The organism is Streptomyces sp. CNS606 (genome assembly GCF_000426325.1).
In genome coordinates, this window is the sequence record NZ_AUFD01000026.1 from 44318 (window position 1) to 65905 (window position 21588).

Annotated in this window: 22 protein-coding genes, 1 pseudogene and 1 riboswitch; of the genes and pseudogenes, 13 read left to right on the plus strand and 10 right to left on the minus strand. The window is 73.5% G+C overall.

The features are described 5' to 3' along the window. Positions 1-139 precede the first annotated feature (139 nt). Positions 140-901, minus strand: coding sequence for a LysM peptidoglycan-binding domain-containing protein (locus K304_RS0117995; RefSeq protein WP_027764892.1), 762 nt, complete (start codon positions 899-901; stop codon positions 140-142). A 4-nt stretch (positions 902-905) separates the two neighbouring features. Further along, positions 906-1087: riboswitch (cyclic di-AMP (ydaO/yuaA leader) on the minus strand. 746 nt (positions 1088-1833) lie between these two features. Between K304_RS0117995 and K304_RS0118000 the strand changes: the two genes are divergently transcribed. The 4 genes from K304_RS0118000 to K304_RS0118015 all read left to right on the plus strand — a co-directional run bounded on the left by K304_RS0118000 (position 1834) and on the right by K304_RS0118015 (position 4556). After that, entirely contained in the window at positions 1834-2253 is a 420-nt protein-coding gene (locus K304_RS0118000; RefSeq protein WP_027764893.1) for a YciI family protein, read from the plus strand. Continuing rightward, positions 2250-3491, plus strand: coding sequence for a sigma-70 family RNA polymerase sigma factor (locus K304_RS0118005; protein ID WP_027764894.1), 1242 nt, complete (start codon positions 2250-2252; stop codon positions 3489-3491). Before K304_RS0118000 ends, K304_RS0118005 begins: the two co-directional genes overlap by 4 nt. Positions 3492-3594: 103 nt before the next feature. Next, entirely contained in the window at positions 3595-3843 is a 249-nt protein-coding gene (locus K304_RS0118010; RefSeq protein ID WP_027764895.1) for an SCO4226 family nickel-binding protein, read from the plus strand. 254 nt (positions 3844-4097) lie between these two features. Next, positions 4098-4556, plus strand: coding sequence for a GNAT family N-acetyltransferase (locus K304_RS0118015; RefSeq protein ID WP_027764896.1), 459 nt, complete (start codon positions 4098-4100; stop codon positions 4554-4556). Between the two features lie 19 nt (positions 4557-4575). Here the strand turns inward: K304_RS0118015 and K304_RS29725 are convergent, their stop codons facing one another. After that, the gene (locus K304_RS29725; protein WP_486591716.1) at positions 4576-5643 is read right to left on the minus strand and encodes an endonuclease/exonuclease/phosphatase family protein; all 1068 of its coding nucleotides are present in this window, start codon (positions 5641-5643) and stop codon (positions 4576-4578) included. 244 nt (positions 5644-5887) lie between these two features. Between K304_RS29725 and K304_RS0118025 the strand changes: the two genes are divergently transcribed. After that, on the plus strand, positions 5888-6775 hold the full coding sequence (locus K304_RS0118025) for an aldo/keto reductase (RefSeq protein ID WP_027764897.1): 888 nt from the start codon (positions 5888-5890) through the stop codon (positions 6773-6775). A 13-nt stretch (positions 6776-6788) separates the two neighbouring features. On the opposite strand, the gene K304_RS0118030 is transcribed toward K304_RS0118025, so the two are convergent. Next, positions 6789-7388 (minus strand): NAD(P)H-dependent oxidoreductase, encoded by a 600-nt coding sequence (locus K304_RS0118030; RefSeq protein WP_027764898.1) that lies wholly within the window; start codon positions 7386-7388, stop codon positions 6789-6791. After that, positions 7307-8011 (minus strand): annotated as a pseudogene (gene yczE / locus K304_RS34100) (membrane protein YczE); the annotation flags it as partial. The pseudogene yczE and the gene K304_RS0118030, both read right to left, overlap by 82 nt. Before the next feature lie 85 nt (positions 8012-8096). Here yczE and K304_RS0118040 point away from each other — a divergent pair. Beyond that, complete coding sequence (locus K304_RS0118040) at positions 8097-8579, plus strand: MarR family winged helix-turn-helix transcriptional regulator (protein WP_027764900.1); 483 nt, start codon at positions 8097-8099, stop codon at positions 8577-8579. 158 nt (positions 8580-8737) lie between these two features. Here K304_RS0118040 and K304_RS0118045 read toward each other — a convergent pair whose 3' ends face one another. Further along, on the minus strand, positions 8738-8986 hold the full coding sequence (locus K304_RS0118045; RefSeq protein ID WP_027764901.1) for a DUF397 domain-containing protein: 249 nt from the start codon (positions 8984-8986) through the stop codon (positions 8738-8740). Then, positions 8983-9819: a Scr1 family TA system antitoxin-like transcriptional regulator gene (locus K304_RS0118050; RefSeq protein ID WP_027764902.1), complete on the minus strand. Its 837-nt coding sequence runs from the start codon at positions 9817-9819 to the stop codon at positions 8983-8985. The genes K304_RS0118045 and K304_RS0118050 overlap by 4 nt, the downstream gene beginning before the upstream one ends. Before the next feature lie 153 nt (positions 9820-9972). Between K304_RS0118050 and K304_RS0118055 the strand changes: the two genes are divergently transcribed. Continuing rightward, positions 9973-10404, plus strand: coding sequence for an ATP-binding protein (locus K304_RS0118055; protein ID WP_027764903.1), 432 nt, complete (start codon positions 9973-9975; stop codon positions 10402-10404). Here the strand turns inward: K304_RS0118055 and K304_RS0118060 are convergent. Beyond that, on the minus strand, positions 10394-11860 hold the full coding sequence (locus K304_RS0118060) for an alpha/beta fold hydrolase (RefSeq protein WP_027764904.1): 1467 nt from the start codon (positions 11858-11860) through the stop codon (positions 10394-10396). The genes K304_RS0118055 and K304_RS0118060 overlap by 11 nt on opposite strands. Positions 11861-12031: 171 nt before the next feature. Between K304_RS0118060 and K304_RS29730 the strand changes: the two genes are divergently transcribed. Both K304_RS29730 and K304_RS0118070 read left to right on the plus strand, forming a co-directional pair. Beyond that, entirely contained in the window at positions 12032-12922 is an 891-nt protein-coding gene (locus K304_RS29730) for a MerR family transcriptional regulator (RefSeq protein ID WP_037790956.1), read from the plus strand. Positions 12923-12972: 50 nt separating this feature from the next. Beyond that, complete coding sequence (locus K304_RS0118070; protein WP_027764905.1) at positions 12973-14001, plus strand: S66 family peptidase; 1029 nt, start codon at positions 12973-12975, stop codon at positions 13999-14001. Positions 14002-14058: 57 nt separating this feature from the next. On the opposite strand, the gene K304_RS29735 is transcribed toward K304_RS0118070, so the two are convergent. Then, on the minus strand, positions 14059-14736 hold the full coding sequence (locus tag K304_RS29735; RefSeq protein ID WP_078529313.1) for a TIGR03086 family metal-binding protein: 678 nt from the start codon (positions 14734-14736) through the stop codon (positions 14059-14061). 189 nt (positions 14737-14925) lie between these two features. On the opposite strand from K304_RS29735, the gene K304_RS0118080 reads away from it, so the two are divergent. Further along, positions 14926-15249: a DUF4333 domain-containing protein gene (locus tag K304_RS0118080; protein WP_027764906.1), complete on the plus strand. Its 324-nt coding sequence runs from the start codon at positions 14926-14928 to the stop codon at positions 15247-15249. 99 nt (positions 15250-15348) lie between these two features. Here the strand turns inward: K304_RS0118080 and K304_RS0118085 are convergent, their stop codons facing one another. Next, positions 15349-15720, minus strand: coding sequence for a DUF4180 domain-containing protein (locus tag K304_RS0118085; RefSeq protein WP_027764907.1), 372 nt, complete (start codon positions 15718-15720; stop codon positions 15349-15351). Positions 15721-15949: 229 nt separating this feature from the next. On the opposite strand from K304_RS0118085, the gene K304_RS0118090 reads away from it, so the two are divergent. Then, entirely contained in the window at positions 15950-17170 is a 1221-nt protein-coding gene (locus tag K304_RS0118090; protein ID WP_027764908.1) for a glycosyltransferase, read from the plus strand. Positions 17171-17317: 147 nt separating this feature from the next. Beyond that, a complete protein-coding gene (locus tag K304_RS29740; protein ID WP_037790926.1) occupies positions 17318-18028 on the plus strand; it encodes a class I SAM-dependent methyltransferase in 711 nt (236 codons plus the stop codon). Positions 18029-18061: 33 nt separating this feature from the next. Here K304_RS29740 and K304_RS0118100 read toward each other — a convergent pair whose 3' ends face one another. Next, entirely contained in the window at positions 18062-19507 is a 1446-nt protein-coding gene (locus K304_RS0118100) for a WGR domain-containing protein (RefSeq protein ID WP_027764909.1), read from the minus strand. Positions 19508-19742: 235 nt separating this feature from the next. Between K304_RS0118100 and K304_RS0118105 the strand changes: the two genes are divergently transcribed. Continuing rightward, positions 19743-21416 (plus strand): AMP-binding protein, encoded by a 1674-nt coding sequence (locus tag K304_RS0118105; protein ID WP_027764910.1) that lies wholly within the window; start codon positions 19743-19745, stop codon positions 21414-21416. Positions 21417-21588: the final 172 nt, after the last annotated feature.

The following is a 21588-nucleotide window of genomic DNA, read 5'->3' on the forward strand; positions in this document are numbered from 1 at the left end:
CGCAGCCCGGCTGCTGCGTCACCCGACTCCGGCGACGGCTCCCGACCACCGCGGCGCGCAGCCCCCGGGCACGACGAAAGCCGCCTCCCACCTGCACGCCGGTGGGAGGCGGCCGTCGAGTGGCCCTCGAACGTCAGGCTCAGTAGGGGCCGTTGACGTTGTCGATGCTGCCGTAGCGGTCGGCCGCGTAGTTGCAGGCGGCGACGATGTTGGCGACCGGGTCGTACTGGTCGTAGGCCGTGCCCTCGACGTGGTAGGCGTCGAAGGTGGGCTTGATGACCTGGAGCAGACCGATGGACGGCGTGCCGTTCTGGGCGTTGATGTCCCAGTTGTTGATGGCGCTCGGGTCACCGCCGGACTCACGGATGATGTTGCGGTGGATGCCGTCGTAGGAGCCCGGGATGCCCTCCTGCTCCATGACGGCCAGCGCCTCGCGGATCCAGCCGTCCAGGTTGTCCGGGTAGGTGGCCTGGTCGGCCGACTCGCCGGAGGTCTCGGTGGAGGACTGCTGGGCCTCGCCGCCCTTCTGGGCCGCCGCGGCCTCGAGGGTCAGTTCCTGGCCGGGGTGGATCAGGTCCGGGTTCCCGCCGACCGTCTCCTTGTTGGCCTCGTAGACGGTCTGCCAGCCGCCCTTCACGTCGTGCGCGTTGGCGATCTTGAAGAGGGTGTCGCCGGAGGCGACGGTGTAGCTCTCGGCGGCGGCGGTCTGCTCCGCCTTGGCGCCGGTCTTCACGGTCTTCACGTTGGCGGCGGCCGGCGCGGAGGCGGGGGCGGCCTGGGCGGTGCCCGCTGCGGCGATCGGCGCGGCGACGGCGCCGCCGGCGGCGAGCGCGACGGAAAGGCGGGAGACCTTGCGGGAATTGAGCAGATGACGCGGGCGGCGGTGACGGCCACGGGACATGGTGGTGAATCCTCTCCTACGCCTGCGAGGTGAGCTGTCGGATTCGGGCGAGAAGAGTTGCCCGGCCATGTCCCGTCGCGTGGGGGCGCGATGAGGCATGGCTTCACCCCAAGCCGGCCGTCGTGCGGCGCGGCGCTTACCTGGTTCCCCCGCTCCTGCCGTTGCTGACTACTGCGCTTTTCCCTGATGCCGGTCGGCAGGATTCGGCGTCCCGGCGCGGGAACCTCCGCCATGACGTGCGGAAGCGAGCACATAGGACCACAGTCGATTCGGCGGAGACAAGCTGCGGGAAAAGGTGACCTTCGCGTCTGTGATCTTTACCGGCCGGTGTTCCTCGACGCTATGCGATGAAGCATTTTCCGAGCGTGAGAGCGGTGAATCTCCGGGATTTCCTAATCGTCAGGCACCGCAGGCGATTTGGCCGCGGGACGCATCCTGGGCCGTCCCGGTTCCCAAGATCGGCCATGGCGCGATGTGAGTCCCGCCACAAGGGACTTGGGGCGTTCCTTATGTCCACCTATTTCCAGCTCTCCCGCCGTGGAGTGGTGTTGGCGGTGCGAGGGAAGCGTGGAGAGGGTGCATGTCGGACTTGCGTGTTTTGCCTGGCACCTCCGCCTACGGTGACGCCCGCGCGACGCCCTTCCGCCCGTGCGTCCCGTCCTCGCGGGCGACCTGTACCGGACGAGGGGCGCCGTGGCCGTGGCCGTGGGCGCGGGCAGGGGTACCGCTCGCTCCGGGGAAACCGCGTGTTACCGGGCGCGGTGGGCGCCGGGCCGCGATAATGGGCCCGTGACCGGGCCGTGATCCGGTCGAGAGCGGTGCCCGAAGTTCTTCCGGGATTTCTTCCCCCGCGACGTCGAGACCCGCCGCACCGCTCCGACGTCTCCGGTGAGAGGCACCCGCAGGGGAGCCGCCGACGAAGGAGTCAGACCATGAAGTACATGCTGATGCTGATGTCAGCCCAGAAGTACTACGACGCCATGAGCGGAAACCCCTCCCCGGGAGCCCCCGCCTGGTCGGAGTCCGAGCTCAAGGTCATGTTCCAGCACATGGAGAAGCTCAACCAGGACCTCGTCGCGTCCGGTGAATGGGTCGACGCCCAGGGACTGGCGGAGCCGTCCCAGACCCGTCTGGTCACCGCCGACAAGGACGGCCGTCCCGTGGTCTCCGACGGGCCCTTCGGGGAGACCAAGGAGGTACTCGCGGGCTACTGGATCGTGGACGTGGAGACCCCGGAGCGCGCCTACGAGATCGCCGCCCGCGCCTACTCCTGCCCCGTCCCGGAGGGCTCCGACCCGGAGCCGGCGGTCGTCGTCCGCCCCGTCCCGGACGGGCCGCCGGACCAGGCGTGACCACCGACCCCCGCATCGAGGACCTGCTGCGCCGCCACGCGCCGCAGGTCCTCGGCGCGCTGGTCCGCCGCTACGGCCACTTCGACGCCGCCGAGGACGCCGTCCAGGAGGCGCTGCTCGCCGCCGCCGTGCAGTGGCCGGCCGAGGGCCGGCCCGAGAACCCGCGCGGCTGGCTGATCCGCGTCGCCTCCCGCCGCCTCACCGACCAGCTCCGCAGCGACTCCGCACGCCGCCGCCGCGAGGAGGCGGACGCCGCCCTGGCCCCGCCGGACGCGCTCGTCGCCCCGCCGCCCGGCGAGGACGCCGCCCCGTCCGACGACGACACGCTCAGCCTGCTCTTCCTGTGCTGCCACCCGGGGCTCACGCCGTCCGCGCAGGTCGCCCTGACCCTCCGCGCCGTCGGAGGCCTCACCACGGCGGAGATCGCCCGCGCCCACCTGGTGCCCGAAGCGACCATGGCGCAGCGCATCAACCGCGCCAAGCAGCGGATCAGGGCCTCCGGCGCCCACTTCCGCACCCCGCCCGGGGCGGAGCGGCAGAACCGGCTCGCCGTCGTCCTCCAGGTCCTCTACCTGATCTTCAACGAGGGCTACACCGCCTCCTCCGGGACGGAACTGCTGCGCGACGACCTCGCCGCCGAGGCCGTCCGCCTCACCCGCCTGCTGCGCAGCCTGCTCCCCGAGGACGGCGAGGTCGCCGGGCTGCTCGCGCTGATGCTGCTCACCGACGCCCGCCGCGCCGCCCGCACGGGCCCCTCGGGCGAGCTGGTGCCGCTGGCCGAGCAGGACCGGGCCCGCTGGGACACGGCGCAGATCGAGGAGGGCACCGCGCTGGTCGAGTACGCCCTGCGGCACACCCGACCCGGCCCCTACCAGGTGCAGGCCGCCATCGCGGCCCTGCACGACGAGGCGGCCGACGCCGAAACGACCGACTGGCCGCAGACCCTCGCCCTCTACGACGTGCTCGACCGCACCTGGCCCAGCCCGGTCGTCCGGCTCAACCACGCCGTCGCGGTCGCCATGGTGCGCGGGCCCGAGTTCGGCCTCGCACTGCTGGACACGCTCCGTGACGACCCGTACCTGGCCCGCGGTCACCGCCTCGCCGCCGCCCGCGGCCACCTGCTGGACATGGCCGGCGACCGCGAGGCCGCGCGCGCCGCCTACCGCGAGGCCGCACGCCGCACGCTGAGTGACCCCGAGCGGCGCTACCTGCTCGTACGCGCCGCTCGCCTCGCCTGACACGTCACCGCCTCGCCCGGCGGGCTGGCGGTGGACCGCCGCCCGGGAGGAGTATGGAGACGGACCCCACGCAGGGGGGAACGACCCCCGGAGGTGCATCACGATGGCCCGCTTCATGGACGTCCACGAGGGGATGAAGGGCATCACCGCAGACGAGCTCAGGGAAGCCCACGCGGCCGACCTGGCCATCGAGGGTGAGGAGAACGTGCATTTCGAGCGCGCCTGGGCCGACCCGGAGTCCGGCGTCGTCTACTGCCTGTCCGAAGCCCCGTCCCGCGAGGCCGTGCAACGCGTCCACGAACGCACCGGCCACCCCGCCGCCCACATCCACGAGGTGCCGCTCACCGTCTGACGCCCCGCGCGCCGTCCGATCCGCCTCCCCGGGACGACCGCCCTGGGCAGGCGGCACGGGTGATGCCGTGGCTGAAGCCGGACGGCGCCCTCCACCTCTTCGGACAGCCTCTCGACCCGACGCAGGTGCGGGCCGGCCACGCGATGGCTGCCGACACCGTGCGCCGGATCCCCGGTTGTCCTCTCGCCCACCCGGCGGTTTCGCCCGCCTCAATCTCCGTTGACGACGTGAGCCGCAGCGGGTTCGCTGGGCGCGTGTCCCGCTTACGCGTCGAAAGGGTGGACGGCGACGCCACCGTCCACGACTGGCAGCACGTCCACAACCTCGTCATCCCCACCCACCACCGGTCGGCCGACGAGGTGCGCGAGCGTGCCACGTACAACGTGCTGGAGGTCGCCTATCTCGGCGAGACGCTGATCGGGTGCACGACGGTGCGTCCGCCCACGAGCGGGGCGCCCATGGCGACCGTCATCGCTCGCGTGCTCCCCGGCCACCGTCGCCGAGGTTTCGGCACCCGGCTCTACGAGCGCGGTCTCGGGCAGGCCAGGGAGCTCGGCGCCGAGGTCGTCGACACGGTGGTGCTGGCATCCAACGTCGAGGGTCTCCGCTTCGCGCAGCAGCGTGGATTCGCAGAGATCGACACGTACGTGCTGCCGGGCGAGACGATCCCGTGGATCGATCTCCGCCTGGGCGTCCACCCCGTCTCCGGCTGACCCGCCGGCATCCGGCCGACTATCGCAGGGCGATGTCCGCCAGCACGGCGCGGTGGTCCGAGCCCGGCAGGTCGAAGAAGGTCACCCCGTGGGTGTCGAAGTCGTCGCTCACCAGCACGTGGTCGATCTGCGCCCCCAGCGGCGGCGCCGTCTGCGTCGGCCAGGTCGGCGTACGCGACCGTCCTTCCAGGCGGGCCACGTCGCCCAGCCCCGCGTCCAGCACCGCGCGGAACGCCGCGTGGTCCTGCGTGGCGTTGAAGTCGCCCGCCACGACCAGCGGTTCGCCCGCCCGCTCGTCCGCGAAGTCCGCGAGGCGCCCCAGTTCGCGCTCCCACGGCCCGATCGTCTCCAGCAGCGGCGGCATCGGGTGCGCGAGCTGGAACCTCAGCGACCGGTCCCCGACGTCCACCACGGCCCCCGGCATGGCCAGCATCCCCGGCACGGGCGGCGTGCTGCGCAGCGGGTACGCGCTGAGCAGCGCCGAGCCCTCCGCCGACCCGCCTTCGACGATCACGCGGTGCGGGTACAGGTCCCGCACCTCGTCCGCCCGCAGCGCCGCCGCGCAGGCCGGGTCGCACTCCTGCACGGCGACCAGCTGCGGCCGTTCGTCGCGCAGCAGTTCGCGCAGCGCGGGCAGGGCGTCGCCGTGGTGCAGGTTCGCGGTCAGCACACGGAACCGGTTTCCCGGCGGTTCGGACGCCCCGGCCGGAGCGTCCGGCCCGTACGGCTGGAGGAACCAGCCCGTGGCGACCAGCACCGCGACCGCCCACACCACCGGCAGCACCCGGCGCGCGAGCACCGCCGCGACCAGCCCGAGCCACGCCGGAGCGAGGAACCACGGCAGGAACGCCAGCATCTGCGGCACGGGTGACGGCCCGTCGAGAGCGAGGCCGCGGAAGATCAGGGGCACCGAGAACGGCAGCAGGAACAGCACCGCCAGCCACGCCCACACCCGCCGCCGCCGACGTCTGGCGGTGCGCCGTGCCGCCGTGTGGGCGTCGCGCGGCGCGGGCGGCGGGTCCGGGGCGCCCCGCAGCTCGGGCGGCGGCGCGCCCCGGTACTCGTAGTCGTCTGCCCCCGGCTGCACATGCCGATGGTGCCCCATCACGGCCCCGAGGTGCGGATATCCCCCCGTCCGTCGCATGTCGCGCACACCACCCGCACGCTTCCCCGGCCCGGGGCCGGTCCGGCACCCGCTCACCCTTCACCCGTGCAGCCCAACGTCTCCGTGTGGGCAGGCCGTCACCGCCGGTCCGCCCGCCTGTCACGTTCCGGAAGCCTCACACGACGTTCACTGGGCGGACCGCCCGACTGGTGGCACACTCCCGGCCATGGCTCTTGAGATGATCACCGCTTCGGCGGCGGGGACCTGGACCCTCGGCGACCGCACCGTCAACCGTCTCGGCTACGGCGCACTGCGCCTGTGCGGAGGGTTCGACGGCCCGCCGACCGACCGGGACGAGATGATCTCTCTGCTGCGCCGGGCCGTGGAACTGGGCGTCAACCACATCGACACCGCCGCCTTCTACTTCTCCTCCCCCGAGTGCTCCGCCAACGCGGTGATCCGCGAAGCGCTGGCCCCCTACCGCGAGGACCTGGTCGTCGCCACCAAGGTGTGGCCGGGACGGGACGCGGCGGGGGAGTGGTGGTGGGCCGATCCGGCCCAACTGCGGGGCCAGGTCGAGGACAACCTGCGGCAGCTCGGACGGGACCACCTCGACCTGGTGAATCTCCGGCTGCCGGGCAGCGCCTCCGACGGGTCCCTCGCCGAGCATTTCGGCGCCCTCGCGGAGCTGCGGGAGGCCGGGCTGATCCGCCACCTCGGCGTCTCCAACGTCACGGTGGCCCAGCTCGCCGAGGCGCAGACCCTCGCACCGGTGGTCTGCGTGCAGAACGCCTTCGGGCTGGGGTCCACGCCGGACCGCCACGAGGTGCTGCGGGCCTGTGGGAAGCAGGGCATCGCGTTCGTCCCGTACTACGCGATCGCCCGCGAGGGCGGCGACGCGGGCGCGACGGGGGAGTACGAGGACCGGCTCCTCGCCGTCGCCCGGGAGCACGACGTCAGCCCGGCGCAGATCCGCCTCGCCTGGACCCTGCACCAGGGAGACCACGTGCTGGCCATCCCCGGCACGGCGAACCCGCGCCACCTGATCGCCAACCTGGCGGTCGGGGCGATCCGTCTGTCGGCCGAGGACCTGGCACGCCTGCAAGCACAGTGAACGATTCCGGTGCCTAAGCGGGCTGCCGTGCGCTCTGCTCGCCGCTCGGTTCGTCGGCCGGACCTGCCGCACGGGTGAGTGCGGCGACCGCGTCGAGGACGGACCCGGCGGCCTCGGCGCACGCGGGCGTCGCCCGGAACGTGCCGTCCGGACCGATCCGCTCTTCGATGCCGGGCACGGACAACGTCTCCTCTGCCGGGAGAAGGCCGACACGGCCCAGTACGGGCCGGAGCATCTCGATGGCGGGTGCCCCTCCGGACGTTCCCGCGCTGTAGCTGACGAGGCCCACCGGCTTCCCCCGCCACTCGGCGTGCAGGTGGTCGATCGCGTTCTTCAACGGGGCGCTGAAGCCTCCGTTGTACATCGGCATCACGAAGACGAAGCAGTCCGCGGCCCCGACGACGGCGCTCCACTCCTTGGTGTGCCGGTGCACGTACCGGCCTTCGGCGGGGTGCTCGGGCTCGTCGAGGAAGGGCAGGGCCACGCTTCGCAGGTCGACGAGGGAGGTGTCGAACTCCGGGCGCCGCCCGGCGAGTCCGGCGAGCCAGACGGCGAGGGGGCGGCCGGCGGAGACACTGCGTGTGCTGGCGGAGAGGACGAGGAGACGGTGCACGGTGGCACATCCCTTTCGGTGAGGTGGAGCCGTCGGAGGAAGAACTGCGCGAGGGGGCCGATGGCCACTGCGAACAACACCGTGCCGAAGCCGACCGTGCCGCCCAGCAGCCAGCCGGAGACCAGGACGACGACTTCGATGGCCGAGCGCGCCGCGCGGACCGACACGCCTCGGCGCGCCAGGCCGGTCATCAGCCCGTCCCGCGGCCCGGGGCCGAAGCCGGCACCGATGTAGAGGCCGGTGGCGAAGCCGTTGAGGACGACGGCCCCCAGCAGGAGCGGCACCCGGACGGCGAGCGTCTCCGGGCGGGGGAGCACCGCGAGCGCGACCTCCGCGACGAGTCCGACGACCACCACGTTGCTGAGCGTGCCCAGGCCGGGGCGTACCCGCAGCGGCAGCCAGGCGAGCAGCACCAGAGCCCCCGTCGCGACCACGACGCCCCCGAACGGGACTCCGGTGCTGCGCGCCACCCCCTCGTGCAACACGTCCCAGGAGGGCAGCCCCAGCTCCGCCGCGACCAGCGCGGCGATGCTCACCCCGAACAGCACGAGCCCGGAATACAGGCGGACGAGCCTGCGGAGCAGGGAGACGCCGCCCGGCGACTCCGTGGCTTCTGCTGTCACCCCGCCCTCCCTTTGGTTGACGTGTCATCTACGACTGTGCACGGAAGTAGGTGATGCGTCAACCAAAGTGGAGTAGGATCGCGGCATGAGCGAGGACCCGCAGTGGCTCACCGAGCGCGAACAGCGCGCGTGGCAGGCGTACCGACGGATGTTCCTGCTGCTCAACTCGCGGCTCGCGCGGGATCTCGCGCGGGACAGCGGCCTCTCCGAACCCGACTACGACGTGCTGTCCGTTCTGGGGTCCAGCCCCGGGCACCGGCGGCGCGTCACCGAGCTCGCCGACCGCATGCTCTGGTCACGGAGCCGGATGTCCCACCATCTCGCGCGCATGCAGAAGCGCGGCCTCGTCGTCCGCGAGGAGTGCGAGACGGACGGTCGCGGTGCGAACGCCGTCCTCACGCCCGAGGGGGTACGGACCATCGAGACGGCCGCCCCACCCCATGTGGCGTCGGTCCGGCGGCACTTCATCGACCTGCTGACCAGCGAGCAGATCGACGCCTTCGCCGAGATCGGAGAGACGGTCGTCTCCCGCCTCGTCGACGGCGGGCAGGGCGAGCCGGACTCCTGAGCGCGCGGCGCGCGGCGCGCGGGTGCGGGCCGAGCTCGGCGATGCGCCTCACGTCCGGCGGTCACGAAATGCGCAGCCCTTCACCGCCGTACGCTCCGTGCGTGGATACGGCAACATCGCTGCCGCATCCACGCGGGCCCTGCTCCGCCCGGGAGATCTCAGCGCGGGGCGTGCGCGGCGTAGCCGACGAACGAGGCCCACGCGGCGGGCGCCACGGCGAGCTGCGGTCCGGCGGTGACCTTGGAGTCCCGCACGTGCACGGTGTCCGCACACGCGGCCACCTCGACGCAGTTGTCGCCCTCGCTGCCGCTGTAGCTGCTCTTGGTCCAGGACACGGCGACCTCGATGCAGTTGTCGCCGTCACTGCCGCTGTAGCTGCTCTTGAACCAGTTCACCGTGCTGCTCATAGGGCTCCTCGCATTCGCTTCAGCAGGTCAACGCTAGCCTCTGGGCTGAGAGCTTGCGACCGGAGCTTGCCATTGCGCTGAAGCATGATGCTGACTTCACCCGAGCCGGTGATCAGATTGCTGGACAACTGGCCTTCGGAGTAGCCGACCCACCGGTTGTCAGACGTCTCTCCGAGGTACATCAGTCCGTCTGCCCCCGCGTGGTCTTCCTGATGCAACGGCATGATCTGCACTTCCACGTTCCGACGTTCGCCGAGCGTCAGCAGCCGGTCGATGACTGCGCCCGTCACGACGCAGCCACCGGTTCGCCTGTCGAGGACGGCTTGCTCGATGATGAAGCTGAACGCCGTGTTCGGCCTCGTCTCGACGAGCTGTTGCCGCTGAAGCCGTGCCTCCACCTGACGCTCGATCTGTTCTTCGGTGAGTGGCGGCAGTCGTCGCTCGAAGATGGCCCTCACGTACGGCTCGGGTTGCAGCAGGCCGGGGATTGCCCGGCATTCGTAGGCGTAGAGGGAGATCGCCTCCTCCTCGATGCCCGCCCACTGGTGGAACCACGAGGCGAGGCCCGGCCTGCGGGAAAGGTGGCGTCCGGCGGCCCGCAGCACGCGGGGGCATTCCAGCGCCGCGCCCGCCCGTTCGATGAACCGTGGCGGCGGGAACCGTTTGCCCTGCTCGATCTTCGCCACGTAGTGCACGGAGTACTCCACCCGCGGCGCGAACTCCTCCTGCGTCAGACCCGCTTCCTCGCGCAGCGCCTTGAGTACCGCACCGAAGGTGCGCAGGCTCTCCGACGTCTCCGGTTCCCCTTCGAACCCCGACTTGCCGTCCAGCATGTCCGGTGACCTCCCACGTGCCCCTGACCGAACACCAACTGACACATCGTCACCGTACGTATCCCGCCCTGTCCACTGAGTGCACCCACCCAAAACCGGTTGTACCAGTGCAGAACCTGGGTGCGTGCCCCTGCCCCGGCGACGCTCGGCCGCATGACCGCAGCACTTCCACGACCCACCGCTCCCGCTCGCACGTTCACGCAGCTGTTCAGCTCGACACGCCGGGGCGCGCGTCTCGCGCGCCGGTTCACGGCTCACCAACTCGACACGTGGGGGCTGCCGTACGGCTCCGACCTCTCCCACGTCGCCGCCCTGCTCGTCGCCGAACTCGCGGCGAACGCCGTCCTGCACGGGCGGGTCGGCGGCCGTGACTTCCGGCTGACGCTCACGCTGGAGGCGGCGGGTCTGCGCATCGAGGTCACCGACACACGGTGCGAGCGCCTGCCCACCGGCGGGCGTCGGCCGCCGGCCGACGACGCCGAGTCGGGACGCGGCATGCTGCTGGTCGAGGCGCTGGCCGACCGGTGGGGCGTCCGCACCGGGCCGTTCCCGCTGAAGACGGTGTGGGCGGAGCTCAGCACCTGAGGCCGAGGTGTCCCAGCACGGTATGCATCGCGCGCCGCACGGCCCGGCGCGCCTCCTCCGTGTGGTCGACGGTCTCGAACCCGTGGTGGCCGCCCGGCACGTCGATCACCTCCAGGTCCGCCCCGCACTCGATCGCCGCGGCGACGAACGCGGCGACCGTCGCGGCGATCTCGGGTCGTTCCCGCTCCACCCGCGTGAGCACGAGCGGCAGCCGCCCGGCGCCGCGCACCGCGTCCGCCGGGCGGAAGCGGGAGCCGGTGAGGCCCCAGTTCGGCAGCGGCGCGAGCACCGGATACGTCACCGCGACGCAGCGCAGCCACGGCGGGGGAGCGGCCAGCCGGTCCGCCGCGAGCAGGCCGCCGCCGGAGAAGAACCACAGCGCGACCCGGCTCCCGTCCACGCGCGGGTCCGCCCGTACGCGCGCGACGGCCGCGGCGACATCCTCGGCGGCGCGGGCGTAGTCCGCGACGTCGTGCAGACCGTGGTCGACCGTCGCGCCGACGGCGCCGAGGTCCGCCGCGTACCGGGCGTACCCGACGAGCGCCGGCCAGTCGCGCGGCGTGGGCCGTACGCCCTGCGGCACCGGGCCGCCGTGGACGAACAGCACCGCCGGTCGCGGTGTGTCGGCGTCGGGCGGGTACAGGTCGACGCGGCCTTCCCGCTCCCGCGGCCGTTCCGGCACCTCCAGCAGGAACGGCCGCAGGTGGGGCGGGAGTTCGCCGTCGGGAACGGTCAGGCGGCGGCCCTCGTCGCGGGCGGCCCGCAGCAGCACGTCCGCCAGTGCGCCGGGCGTGGAGAGCATCGGCCAGTGGCCGGTGTCCAGTTCGAAGAAGCCCACGTCCGGCCGCGCCAGCGCCCGCAGCCCGGGGTCGCCCATGTCCACCAGCGCCTGCACGGCCGCGACGCCCGCGCCGTTCGCCGTGCACAGCACACCCGTCGTGGGCACCCCGGGCGGAGGCCCGCCGAGCCGCAGCGGCCGCGTCAGCGTCGCGTACGGCTGCGCGCGGGCGCGGCGCGACAGGCGGGCCAGTGCCTCCTCCGGCACACCCGCCGTGCTGCCGAAGCGCCCCCACTCCTCCGGTGCGGGCGGCGGCAGCGGACCGCCGTCCTCCGGCACGTCCACGCCCGGCAGGAGCCCCGCCGCCGTGGCGCCCTCCCCGGGCGGCGGGGTGTCCACGTACACCAGGCGCGCCACCCGGTCGGGCCTGCGGGCCGCCGCACCCAGCATCGGGAGCACGCCGTAGCCGTGCCCGACCAGCACCACGTCCCGGCCGTCCACCTCGTCCAGCAGCCGGGAGACCTGCTCGACATGCGTTTCCGGCTCCACCGCCGCCGGTCCCGCCCCCGCCAGAGTCACCGCGTGCGCCGCCGCCCCCGACTCCCGCAGACGCGCACCCACCGCGTCCCACACCCAGCCGCCGGTGTGCATCCCCGGCACCAGCACGTACGTCGTCATCGCCCCGCCTCCACCTCGTCCTCGCCGGGCCGTTCCCGGCCCCCGGTACCGTAGGAACTCCCCCTGAGGGAGGTTCAAGACGTGCCCGCCGAGAACGTGCCCTCCGACGACACGCCCGCGTCCGACACCACCCGCGCCACGCCCCCCGGCAGCGCCGAGCACCCGCGCACCATCGGCGAACTCGCCGCGGAGGCCGGCGTCACCGTCAAGACCGTGCGCTTCTACTCGGACCGCGGGCTGCTCCCCGAGGCGTCCCGCAGCGCGGGCGGTCACCGGCGTTACGGGCCCGAGGCGCTGGACCGTCTCCGCCTCATCCGCTCCCTGCGCGCCCTCGACCTGCCCGTGCCGGACGTGGGGCGCGTCCTCGACAGCGCGCCGGCGCTGGAGGACGTCGTCGCCGCACGACTGCGGGAGGTCGGCACCCGGCTGGCCGCGCTGCGCTGGCGGGAAGCAGCCCTCCAGCTCCTCCACGACGCCCCGCCCGGGGAACGCGCCGACCGGCTGCGCCTGATCGGCACTGCCACCACCCCGCCCGACACCGCGGCGCTCGCCCGCTTCTGGCGGCTCTGGCTGCCGCCGAGGCTCCCGGCGTCGCTGCGTGCCGAGGTCGTCGACCGGTGTGTGCCGCAGCCGCCCGCCTACCCGGCCCCGGCACACGTGCTGGCCTTCGCCCGGCTGCACGCTCTCGTCCGTGACGCCCGCCCCGGCAAGCCGTCGGCCCAGCCCGCCGCGCACCGGCCCGGCGGCGGGCGCCCGGACGTGCTGTACGCGGGACTGATCGAGGCGTTCGACCTCACGTCACCGTCCCTGCGTGCCGGGCGGCCGCCCGGCGACGGCGAGGCCCTGGACCGCTTCGTCGCCGCGCACGCCGACGCGCACGGCACCCGCGACACCTCCGCCTTCCGGCGCCGCCTGGGCGGCCTGCTCGATGCGGAACCCCGCATCGACCGTTACTGGCAACTCGTGGCCGACCTCCAGGGCCCGGCCGAGCCCACCCCGGGCGACTGCGACCGCTGGCTGCGCGCCGCCCTCGCCCGGCACCTGGCCGCCACGAGCGGGTGACCGGCGGAAATCCCGGTGCGGAGCGGGCGCGAGCGTGCCAGCATCCCGACATGTCGATCCGTTTCCCCCGCCCCCTCGTCCCCGGTGACCGCATCGGCGTCACCGCCCCCTCCAGCGGCGTGCCCAAGGAACTGCGCGCCCGCCTCGACGCCGCCGTCCGCACCGTCGAGGACCGCGGCTTCGAGGTCGTCGTCGGCGACTGCCTCGACGGCACCACGCACCTCAGTGCCCCCGCGCCCGAACGCGCCCGCGAACTGACGGAGATGCTGCTCGACCCGGCCATCCGTGCCGTCGTGCCGCCGTGGGGAGGGGAGACCGGCATCGACGTGATACCGCACCTCGACTTCGTGCGGCTGCGGGAGGCCGAACCGACCTGGGTGGTCGGCTTCTCCGACGTCTCGACCCTGCTCGCGCCGCTCACCCTCGTCTCCGGCATGGCCACCCTGCACGGCAACAACCTGATGGACACCCCCTATCGGGTGCCGGAAGGGCTGCTCGGCTGGCTGGACGTCGTCACCCTCGCGCCCGGGAGCCGCTTCACCCAGACACCTCCCGGCCGGTACCGCACCTCGGGCTGGGACGACTGGGTGGGCGACCCGGAGGCGCACACGTACACGCTCGACACCCCCGGCCGCTGGAAGCGGCTCGACTCCGACGCCGACCTCGACGTGCGGGGGCGCCTCCTCGGCGGCTGCATCGAGACGCTCTGCAACCTCTCCGGCACCCCGTACGCCGACACCACGGCCTTCGCCCGCGCCGCGTCGGAGGACGGTCTGCTGGTCTACGTGGAGGCGTGCGAGGACAACGCGTTCTCCATCTGCCGCAACCTGCACGGCATGCGGCTCGCCGGGTTCTTCGAGGGCGCGAACGCCGTCCTCGTCGGCCGCACGGCGGCCCCCGACACGGGCACGCTCACCCAGCACGAGGCGGTGCTGGACGCGCTCGGGCCGCTGGGCGTGCCGATCCTCGCCGACGTCGACTGCGGCCACGTCCCGCCGTACCTCCCGCTCGTCAACGGCGCTCTCGCCCACGTCGTGCACACGCCGGCGCGCAGCGAGATCACCCAGACCCTCGCCTGAGCCCGGCCGGTCGCGGCCCTTCCCGTCGCGGCCCGTCCCCGTCGCGGTCTGCCCCGGTCAGGGCCGCCAGGCGGGGTCGCGGCCGGCGAGGCCGACGGCCCGGTCCAGCGGCGGGGCGTCCCCGGGGACCGGGACGACCGGGCCGAACAGGCCGGGGGCGCCCTGGCCACCGGTCTCCTCCGCCGTCTGACGGAGGAAGACGAGAATCCCGTCGGCGGTCTCCGGGGCGCACGCGTACGGCCGCCCGGTCGCGCGGGCGACGTCCCAGCCGTGGACGACCAGCTCGTTCATCGCGACCAGCCCCATCACCTCGGCGGGCATCACCACGCCCCCGGCCTCCGCCTCGCCCTCCCACGCCGCGGGGCTCCGCCAGGCGGTCACCAGCGCGTCCAGCCGGGCCGGCAGCTCGCTGCGCCACGCCGGGTCCAGGCGGTCGGCCGACGGCTCACCGGGCCCCGGTGGCGGGGCGCCGTCCTCCCCCTGCGGGGCGCGCACCTTCTCCGCCGCCAGGCGGAAGGCCAGCGTGAGGCCCATCAGGTGGTCCAGCAGCGCCCCCACGCTCATGTCCTCGCACGGTGTGGGGCCGCCCAGCTCGTCGTCGCGGAGCCCCGCGACCAGCGCCGCGACCCGGTCGGCGGCGTCGCCGAGGTCGGGCCGCGGCGCGGCGGCTCCGGCGCCGCCGTCGGGCGCGCCGCTGCGGGGGGTGGCGTTCTCGGGCGTGGTGTTCTCGGGCATGACCGTCCTCCTCGCGAGTCCTGCCCGTACCGACTCCCGCCGGCCGCGAAAATCATCGCCCGCCCGGGAACGGACGTGGCGGACCTCCGACCGGGAGGCGGGGGACCCGGCCCGTGCCGAGGCCGTGCGCCGTGCCGGTAAGCTCCCCGGGTATTTCATCTGCTGATCTTCTACACGGGGGAACTCTCCATGCGCACACGCACGTTGCACGCCGCCGGCTCCGTCCTCGCCACGGTGGTCGCCGGCACGCTGCTGACCGGCTGCTCGGGCACGCCGACGCTGGACTCCGGCACGCTGGCCGACACCGTCGCCCAGAAGCTCGCCGAGGCCACCGGCCGGCCCGAGCCGGACGTCACCTGCCCCGAGGACCTCGCGGGCGAGGTCGGCACGAAGACCCGCTGCACCCTGACCGCCGCCGACGGCAGCACCATCGGTGTGACCGTCACCGTGACCTCCGTCGAGGGCACCCAGATCAACTTCGACATCAAGGCCGACGACAAGCCGACCTCCTGACGGCTTCGGCTCCTCCCGTACGCCCCCGACCTGCCGGTGCCGTGCCCGGCCCGGCGGGCTCGGGCGTCTCCCCGGCCTCACGCGCCGCCGGGGCGGTTCTCACGAGGCTCGCGCTGCGAACCTCTCCTCCAACTCCTCGCGCGTCGCAGCGAACCAGATCTGGTGGCCGCGGTCGCACTCCCGGACGAAGTCGCGCAGTGCGTCGCTCGCCTCCGTGTGGCCGGAGACGTCTCCGAGGACGACCAGGCCCATGGCGTACTGGGCGAACTTCTGCACGATCTCACCGGCGAGCCGCGTCCGCAGCCGGAAGAACGCCTCGTCGAACCTCTCGACCGGCACGACGACCCAGCGGGCACCCTGGTATCCGCCGTCGCCGATCAGATCCAGCGCGTCCTGTACGCACGCGACGGGCGCACCCTCCGCGTCGCACACCAGCACGGGCACGTCGTGCATCGTCTCCAAGGCGCTCATACGGGCACGCTAGCCCCGCGCGGCCCTCGCACGCGACGGAGTTTCCCCCTCGGGCCAGGGCGACACGGCCGGGGCGTGAAAGGGCAACAAGAAAGGCAAGGAGGTGTTGCCGCTCCTTGCCACTCTCAACGTATAGCGCACGGGGGGCCTTGCGGCAAGGCCCCGGTGGTACCGCAGAATCACCCGCCGTAGCCGGAACAGGCCGGGACGGGGAGAAACGGGGAGCGCCATGCGCGTGTTGCTGTCGACGTACGGGTCGCGAGGGGACGTCGAACCGATGCTGGGGCTCGCGGTGCGGCTGCGGGACCTGGGGGCGGAGGTGCGGGTGTGCGCCCCGCCGGACGACGACTTCGCGCGGCGGCTCGCCGGAGCCGGCGTGCCGCTGGTGCCGGTCGGCCCGTCGGCACGCGAACTGACGAGGTCCGCGCCGAAGGCGCGCACGACCGTCCCGGAGCGTGCCGCCCAGCTGATCGCCGGTCAGTTCGAAACGATCCTCCCGGCCGCCGAGGGGTGCGACCTGATGGTGGCGACCGGCATGCTGCCGACCGCCGCCGGGGCGCTGTCGATCGCCGAGAAGCAGGGCATCCCCGCGGTGTCCGCGACCTTCCAGCAGCTCACCCTGCCCTCGCCGCACCGCCCGCCGCTGGCCTACCCGGGCCGCCCGCTCCCGCCCGAGGTGACCGACAACCGGGTGCTGTGGGACCTGGACGCGGAGAACGTCGACGCGCTCTTCGGCGAGGCGCTGAACACCAACCGGGCGGCGTACGGCCTGCCGCCGGTGGACGCCGTCCGCGACTGGGTCATCGGCTCCCGCCCCTGGCTGGCCACCGACCCCGCGCTGGACCCCTGGCAGGGCATGCCGGAACTCGACGTCGTCCGGACCGGCGCCTGGGTCCTGCCCGACACCAACCCCCTCGCGCCCGAACTGCTCGCGTTCCTGGAAGCGGGCACTCCTCCGGTGTACGTCGGCTTCGGCAGCATGCCCCTGCACGGCGCGGGGGACGTGGCCCGCGCCGCCATCGAAGCGGCACGGGCGCAGGGGCGCCGCGCCCTCGTCTCCCGCGGCTGGGCCGACCTGTCCGCGATCGACGACCGGGACGACTGCCTCGTCGTGGGCGAGGTCAACCACCAGGCGCTGTTCCGGCGGGTGGCTGCGGTGGTCCACCACGGCGGCGCGGGCACCACCACGACCGCCGCCCGGGCCGGCGTACCGCAGGTGGTGGTGCCGCAACTCGCGGATCAGCCGTACTGGGCGCAGCGGGTCGCCGCGCTGGGCATCGGGGCGGCACACGACGGCCCGACGCCGACGTGTCCGACGCTGTCGGCCGCCCTGGACACCGCCCTCGCCCCCGGCACCCGCGACCGGGCCGCCGAGTTCGCCGGTACGGTCCGCTCCGACGGGGCGGAGGTCGCGGCGAAGCTGCTCCTCGACATGACCGGCCGGCGGTGACGGCGTGCCCGTGCGTGGCCGCGGTAGTCGAGGATCGCCGCGGGCGCGCGGCAGCCCGGTTCCGTCCACAGCGGAATTCCGCACCGTGCCCGGCCGGCGCGGGCACGGTCATCCGTGACCGGGCAAGAACGGCGAGAGGCGGCACGGATGACGGCGACAGCGGCGGCCTACGACGGCATCGCGGACTGGTACGAGCACGACTTCCTCCGCCGCGACCCCGTGCCGGGGCACCCCCGGAGCCACGGGCCGCTCCTGCGCGCACTGCTCGGAGAGGGCGAGGGGGTCTGCCTGGAGATCGGCTGCGGCACCGGCGTGCACGCCGCGACGCTGCGCGGCCTCGGGAGGACCCCGCTCGGGGTGGACGTCTCGGCCGGGATGCTGCGGCACGCCCGGGGGAGGCTGCCGGTGCTGCACGCCGACGCGGTCCGGCTGCCGCTCGCGGACGGCTCCGTGGACGCCGCCGTCGCGGTCATGGTGCACACCGACATGCCCGACTACGCCGCCGTGCTGCGCGAGGCCGCCCGTGTGCTGCGGCCGGGCGGTTCGTTCGTGCACATCGGCCTGCACCCCTGCTTCTTCGGCGCGTTCGCCGACCGGACCGACCCCGAAGCGGTCGTCGTCCGCCCCGGCTATCTGGCCCGGCACCGGACGGAGCGCACCACGGGCGACGACGGCGACGGTGTCCGCGCGCGGGCGGGCGCGTTCCACCGGCCGCTGCCGGAGCTGATCAACGCGCTGGTGGACGCCGGGCTCGCCGTCACCCGGCTCGCGGAGGACGGCGGGCCGACGCCGGCCGTCCTCGCGCTCGCCGCGGAGAAGGCCCCTGGGGCCGCCGGCCCGCGCGCGCCCCGCCCGTGACGGGGCGCCCCGGCCGCCCGGCCACCGCCGCGCTCACAGCAGGCGGCGGATGTCGCCGCGGGCGCGGTAGAACCCGCCGCGGCCGGACTCCCGCACCTCGGTCACGACGTACCGGGCGCCCGGGACGCGGATGTCCTTGGGGAACTGCACGTGCCACGCCGCGTCGTAGCCCGGCGACACGACCCGTACCCGGGTCCGCGCACCGTCCTGGACGCACTCCACCACCACCCCGTCGGCCGGGACGGCGGCGGACACCGGCACCGCCTCGGCGCCCGTCCGCGGCGTGACGCGTTCCAGACTGCCCGCCTTGACGTCCGCGGTCTGCGGCAGGTGGCCGCCCTCCGCGTCCCGCACGGCGCTCTCGCTCGCGTCGACGCAGGCCAGCGAGCCGTCCGTGGTCACCAGGTAGAGCCGCTCGTCCCGGTACTGCATGGAGTACGCGGAACCGCAGCCGGTGCCCAGCTTCCACAGCCGGGTGCCGTCGGCGGCGAAGCAGTAGACGGAGGAGTGGTTGTCCCCGGCGAAGACGTACCGTCCGTCCGGGGAGGTGGCGCACGAGAAGACGGGCGCGTCGCAGCGGTAGCGGCCCCGCGACGTACCGTCCGCCTTGCCCAGCCGGTAGACCCAGCCCCGGCTCGTACCGGCGAACACCTCGCCGGCCTCCTGCCAGCCGAACAGCACCGCGCCGTCGGTGTGCGCCGACCAGACGGGCGTTCCGTCGTCGGCGCCGTACATCGACACGCCGTACGAGTCGCCGTGGAAGACCCCGTCGTCGTCGCAGCGCACCATCCAGGCGCTGCTGCCCCGCCCCGAGCGGCGCCACTGGTACTCGTCCTCGTGGTCGATGAGGGTGACACCGCCCCGCGCGTCGGAGACGCCCAGCCCGCCGTCGTGGATGTCCAGCCAGTAGATGTCCACGTCCTCGGCTATCTCGTACGCCACGTGCGGGACCTTGCCGCTCAGGTCGTAGACCCGGCCGTCGTCGCAGCCCGCGTAGATCCAGAAGTCGTCGGCGACGATGCACTTCACGCCGTCCGGCAGCCCGAACCGGCTCGTGACCTCGCCGTCGTGGGTGAGCGTGTACACGTCTCCCGCCTGGTTCCCCACCCAGGCGTGGTCCTCGCCGACGAATACGCCGAACGCGGGCGCGCCCGAGCGGAACCGCCACAGCACCGGCGCCTGGCGTGCGGTCGACCGGGTGCTGACGATCTCCCGGCGGGTCACCGGCCTGCGCTGCCGCACCCCGCGCACCGCGGGCGCATACCCCTTGCGGACCTTCTCCGCGACCTTGCGGGACGCGGCGGCCGCCGCCTTCTCCGGCGTGGCGAACCGTGTCGTGCGGACCTGCCCCCGGTCGCCGATGCGCCCGTAGCTGACGGTGACCTCGCTGCCGAGGTGCCGCACCTCGTAGAACTTGTGCGCACCGGCACCCTCCTCCGAGAGCTCCAGATACGTGGTCGAATCGGCGGCAGCAGGCATGACTCACCCTTCCCGGAAGGCAGCACGGAGGAACACGACGACGCGCCCAACAGGCCCGAGAAGCCGGACCGTTGGCGACGGGAACGACACTAGGCGCGGCCACTGACACCCGCCCCACGGCCACACCGCCCGCCATGCCGCGCCGCTCCCGGCGCGGCAGGCTGGCGCCTCGCCGGGAGCCGTGGTGATGATGGCCGCGAGGGTCCGTACGCAGGCAGAGGCAGGGAGAGAAGCCATGACGCAGACCGGCGCCACCGAAGCCTTCCGCAGCGCCAGGGACGTGCTGCTCCGCCACCGGGAGGACTACGACGCGGCGCGGGTGGCGTTCTCCTGGCCCCGGCCGGAGCACTTCAACTGGGCCCTCGACTGGTTCGACGTGATCGCGGACGGCAACGCACGCACCGCCCTGCACATCGTCGAGGAGGACGGCGCCGAGACGAAGGTGACCTTCGCCGGCATGCGCGAACGCTCCGACCGGGTCGCCAACTGGCTGCGGCACACCGCCGGCGTCCGGCCCGGAGACCGCATCCTGCTGATGCTCGGCAACCAGGCCGAACTCTGGGAGACGCTGCTCGCCGCCATGAAGCTGCGGGCGGTCGTCATCCCCGCGACGCCGCTGCTCGGCCCCGCCGACCTCCAGGACCGCATCACCCGCGGCCAGGCGCGGCACGTGATCGTACGGACCCAGGACACGGCGAAGTTCACCGACGTCTCGGGCCACTACAGCCACATCTCGGTCGGCGGCGGCGACCACGAGTGGCTCGACTACACCGAGGCGTACGACGCCTCGCCGGACTTCGAGCCGGACGGGCCGACCCGCTCGGACGAGACGCTGCTGCTGTACTTCACCTCCGGGACCACTGCGCAGCCCAAGCTGGTCGAGCACAGCCACCTGTCGTACGCGGCCGGGCACCTGGCCACCATGTACTGGATCGGTCTGCGCCCCGGCGACGTGCACCTCAACATCTCCTCGCCCGGCTGGGCGAAGCACGCCTGGAGCAATCTCTACGCCCCGTGGAACGCCGAGGCGACGATCTTCCTCCACAACTACACGCGCTTCGACGCCGGGCGCCTGCTCGCCGAGATGGACCGGGCCGGGGTGACCAGCTTCTGCGCGCCGCCCACGGTGTGGCGGATGCTCATCCAGGCCGACCTGAGCACGCTCCGCCACGTGCCGCGTGAGGTCGTCGCGGCGGGAGAGCCGCTCAACCCCGAGGTCATCGAATACGTGCGGCGCGCGTGGGACGTCACCATCCGGGACGGCTTCGGCCAGACCGAGACGGCCGTGCAGGTCGCCAACACCCCGGGGCAGCCGCTGAAGACCGGTTCGATGGGCCGGCCGACGCCCGGCTACGACGTGGTGCTCCTCGACCCGGCGACCGGCGAACCGGCCGACGAGGGCGAGATCTGCCTCCGCCTCGACGGACCCGAGGGCCGACCCGTCGGCCTGCTCACCGCCTACCACGGCGACCCGGGACGCACCGCCGAGGCGATGGCCGGCGGCTACTACCGCACCGGCGACATCGCCTCCCGTGACGCGGACGGCTACCTGACGTACGTGGGGCGGATCGACGACGTGTTCAAGGCCAGCGACTACAAGATCAGCCCGTTCGAGCTGGAGAGCGCCCTGCTGGAGCACGAGGCCGTCGCGGAGGCGGCCGTCGTGCCGTCGCCGGACCCGGTACGGCTGGCGGTGCCCAAGGCGTACGTCGTCCTGGCCGAGGGCTGGGAGCCGGACGAGGCCACGGCAAAGGCCCTGTTCGAGCACTCCCGCGCCACGCTCGCGCCGTACAAGCGGCTGCGCGTGCTGGAGTTCGCCGAGCTGCCGAAGACCATCTCCGGCAAGATCCGCCGCGTCGAACTCCGCGCCCACGCCGCGAACGCCCCGGGCACGGAGTACCGGGAGTGACGGGCCCCTGCAGCCGCGGCTCGGGATCGCGGGGCAGGCGGTCCCTCCGTATCACCGGAGGAACATGTTCCAGCCGTCCTTCGGTTTCTCGCCGACGCCCAGTGTGCGGAGCTTCGCCAGCACGCGGGGGTCCTGGGCGTCGAGCCAGTCGACGAGCTGCTTGAAGGAGACG

What these genes read in the sequence shown, in the direction of transcription:
- K304_RS0117995 (WP_027764892.1), bottom strand. Translation starts at nt 901, where the DNA reads ATGTCCCGTGGCCGTCACCGCCGCCCGCGTCATCTGCTCAATTCCCGC.
- K304_RS0118000 (WP_027764893.1), top strand. Translation starts at nt 1,834, where the DNA reads ATGAAGTACATGCTGATGCTGATGTCAGCCCAGAAGTACTACGACGCC.
- K304_RS0118010 (WP_027764895.1), top strand. Translation starts at nt 3,595, where the DNA reads ATGGCCCGCTTCATGGACGTCCACGAGGGGATGAAGGGCATCACCGCA.
- K304_RS0118025 (WP_027764897.1), top strand. Translation starts at nt 5,888, where the DNA reads ATGGCTCTTGAGATGATCACCGCTTCGGCGGCGGGGACCTGGACCCTC.
- K304_RS0118040 (WP_027764900.1), top strand. Translation starts at nt 8,097, where the DNA reads ATGAGCGAGGACCCGCAGTGGCTCACCGAGCGCGAACAGCGCGCGTGG.
- K304_RS0118045 (WP_027764901.1), bottom strand. Translation starts at nt 8,986, where the DNA reads ATGAGCAGCACGGTGAACTGGTTCAAGAGCAGCTACAGCGGCAGTGAC.
- K304_RS0118050 (WP_027764902.1), bottom strand. Translation starts at nt 9,819, where the DNA reads ATGCTGGACGGCAAGTCGGGGTTCGAAGGGGAACCGGAGACGTCGGAG.
- K304_RS0118055 (WP_027764903.1), top strand. Translation starts at nt 9,973, where the DNA reads ATGACCGCAGCACTTCCACGACCCACCGCTCCCGCTCGCACGTTCACG.
- K304_RS0118060 (WP_027764904.1), bottom strand. Translation starts at nt 11,860, where the DNA reads ATGACGACGTACGTGCTGGTGCCGGGGATGCACACCGGCGGCTGGGTG.
- K304_RS0118070 (WP_027764905.1), top strand. Translation starts at nt 12,973, where the DNA reads ATGTCGATCCGTTTCCCCCGCCCCCTCGTCCCCGGTGACCGCATCGGC.
- K304_RS29735 (WP_078529313.1), bottom strand. Translation starts at nt 14,736, where the DNA reads ATGCCCGAGAACACCACGCCCGAGAACGCCACCCCCCGCAGCGGCGCG.
- K304_RS0118080 (WP_027764906.1), top strand. Translation starts at nt 14,926, where the DNA reads ATGCGCACACGCACGTTGCACGCCGCCGGCTCCGTCCTCGCCACGGTG.
- K304_RS0118085 (WP_027764907.1), bottom strand. Translation starts at nt 15,720, where the DNA reads ATGAGCGCCTTGGAGACGATGCACGACGTGCCCGTGCTGGTGTGCGAC.
- K304_RS0118090 (WP_027764908.1), top strand. Translation starts at nt 15,950, where the DNA reads ATGCGCGTGTTGCTGTCGACGTACGGGTCGCGAGGGGACGTCGAACCG.
- K304_RS29740 (WP_037790926.1), top strand. Translation starts at nt 17,318, where the DNA reads ATGACGGCGACAGCGGCGGCCTACGACGGCATCGCGGACTGGTACGAG.
- K304_RS0118100 (WP_027764909.1), bottom strand. Translation starts at nt 19,507, where the DNA reads ATGCCTGCTGCCGCCGATTCGACCACGTATCTGGAGCTCTCGGAGGAG.
- K304_RS0118105 (WP_027764910.1), top strand. Translation starts at nt 19,743, where the DNA reads ATGACGCAGACCGGCGCCACCGAAGCCTTCCGCAGCGCCAGGGACGTG.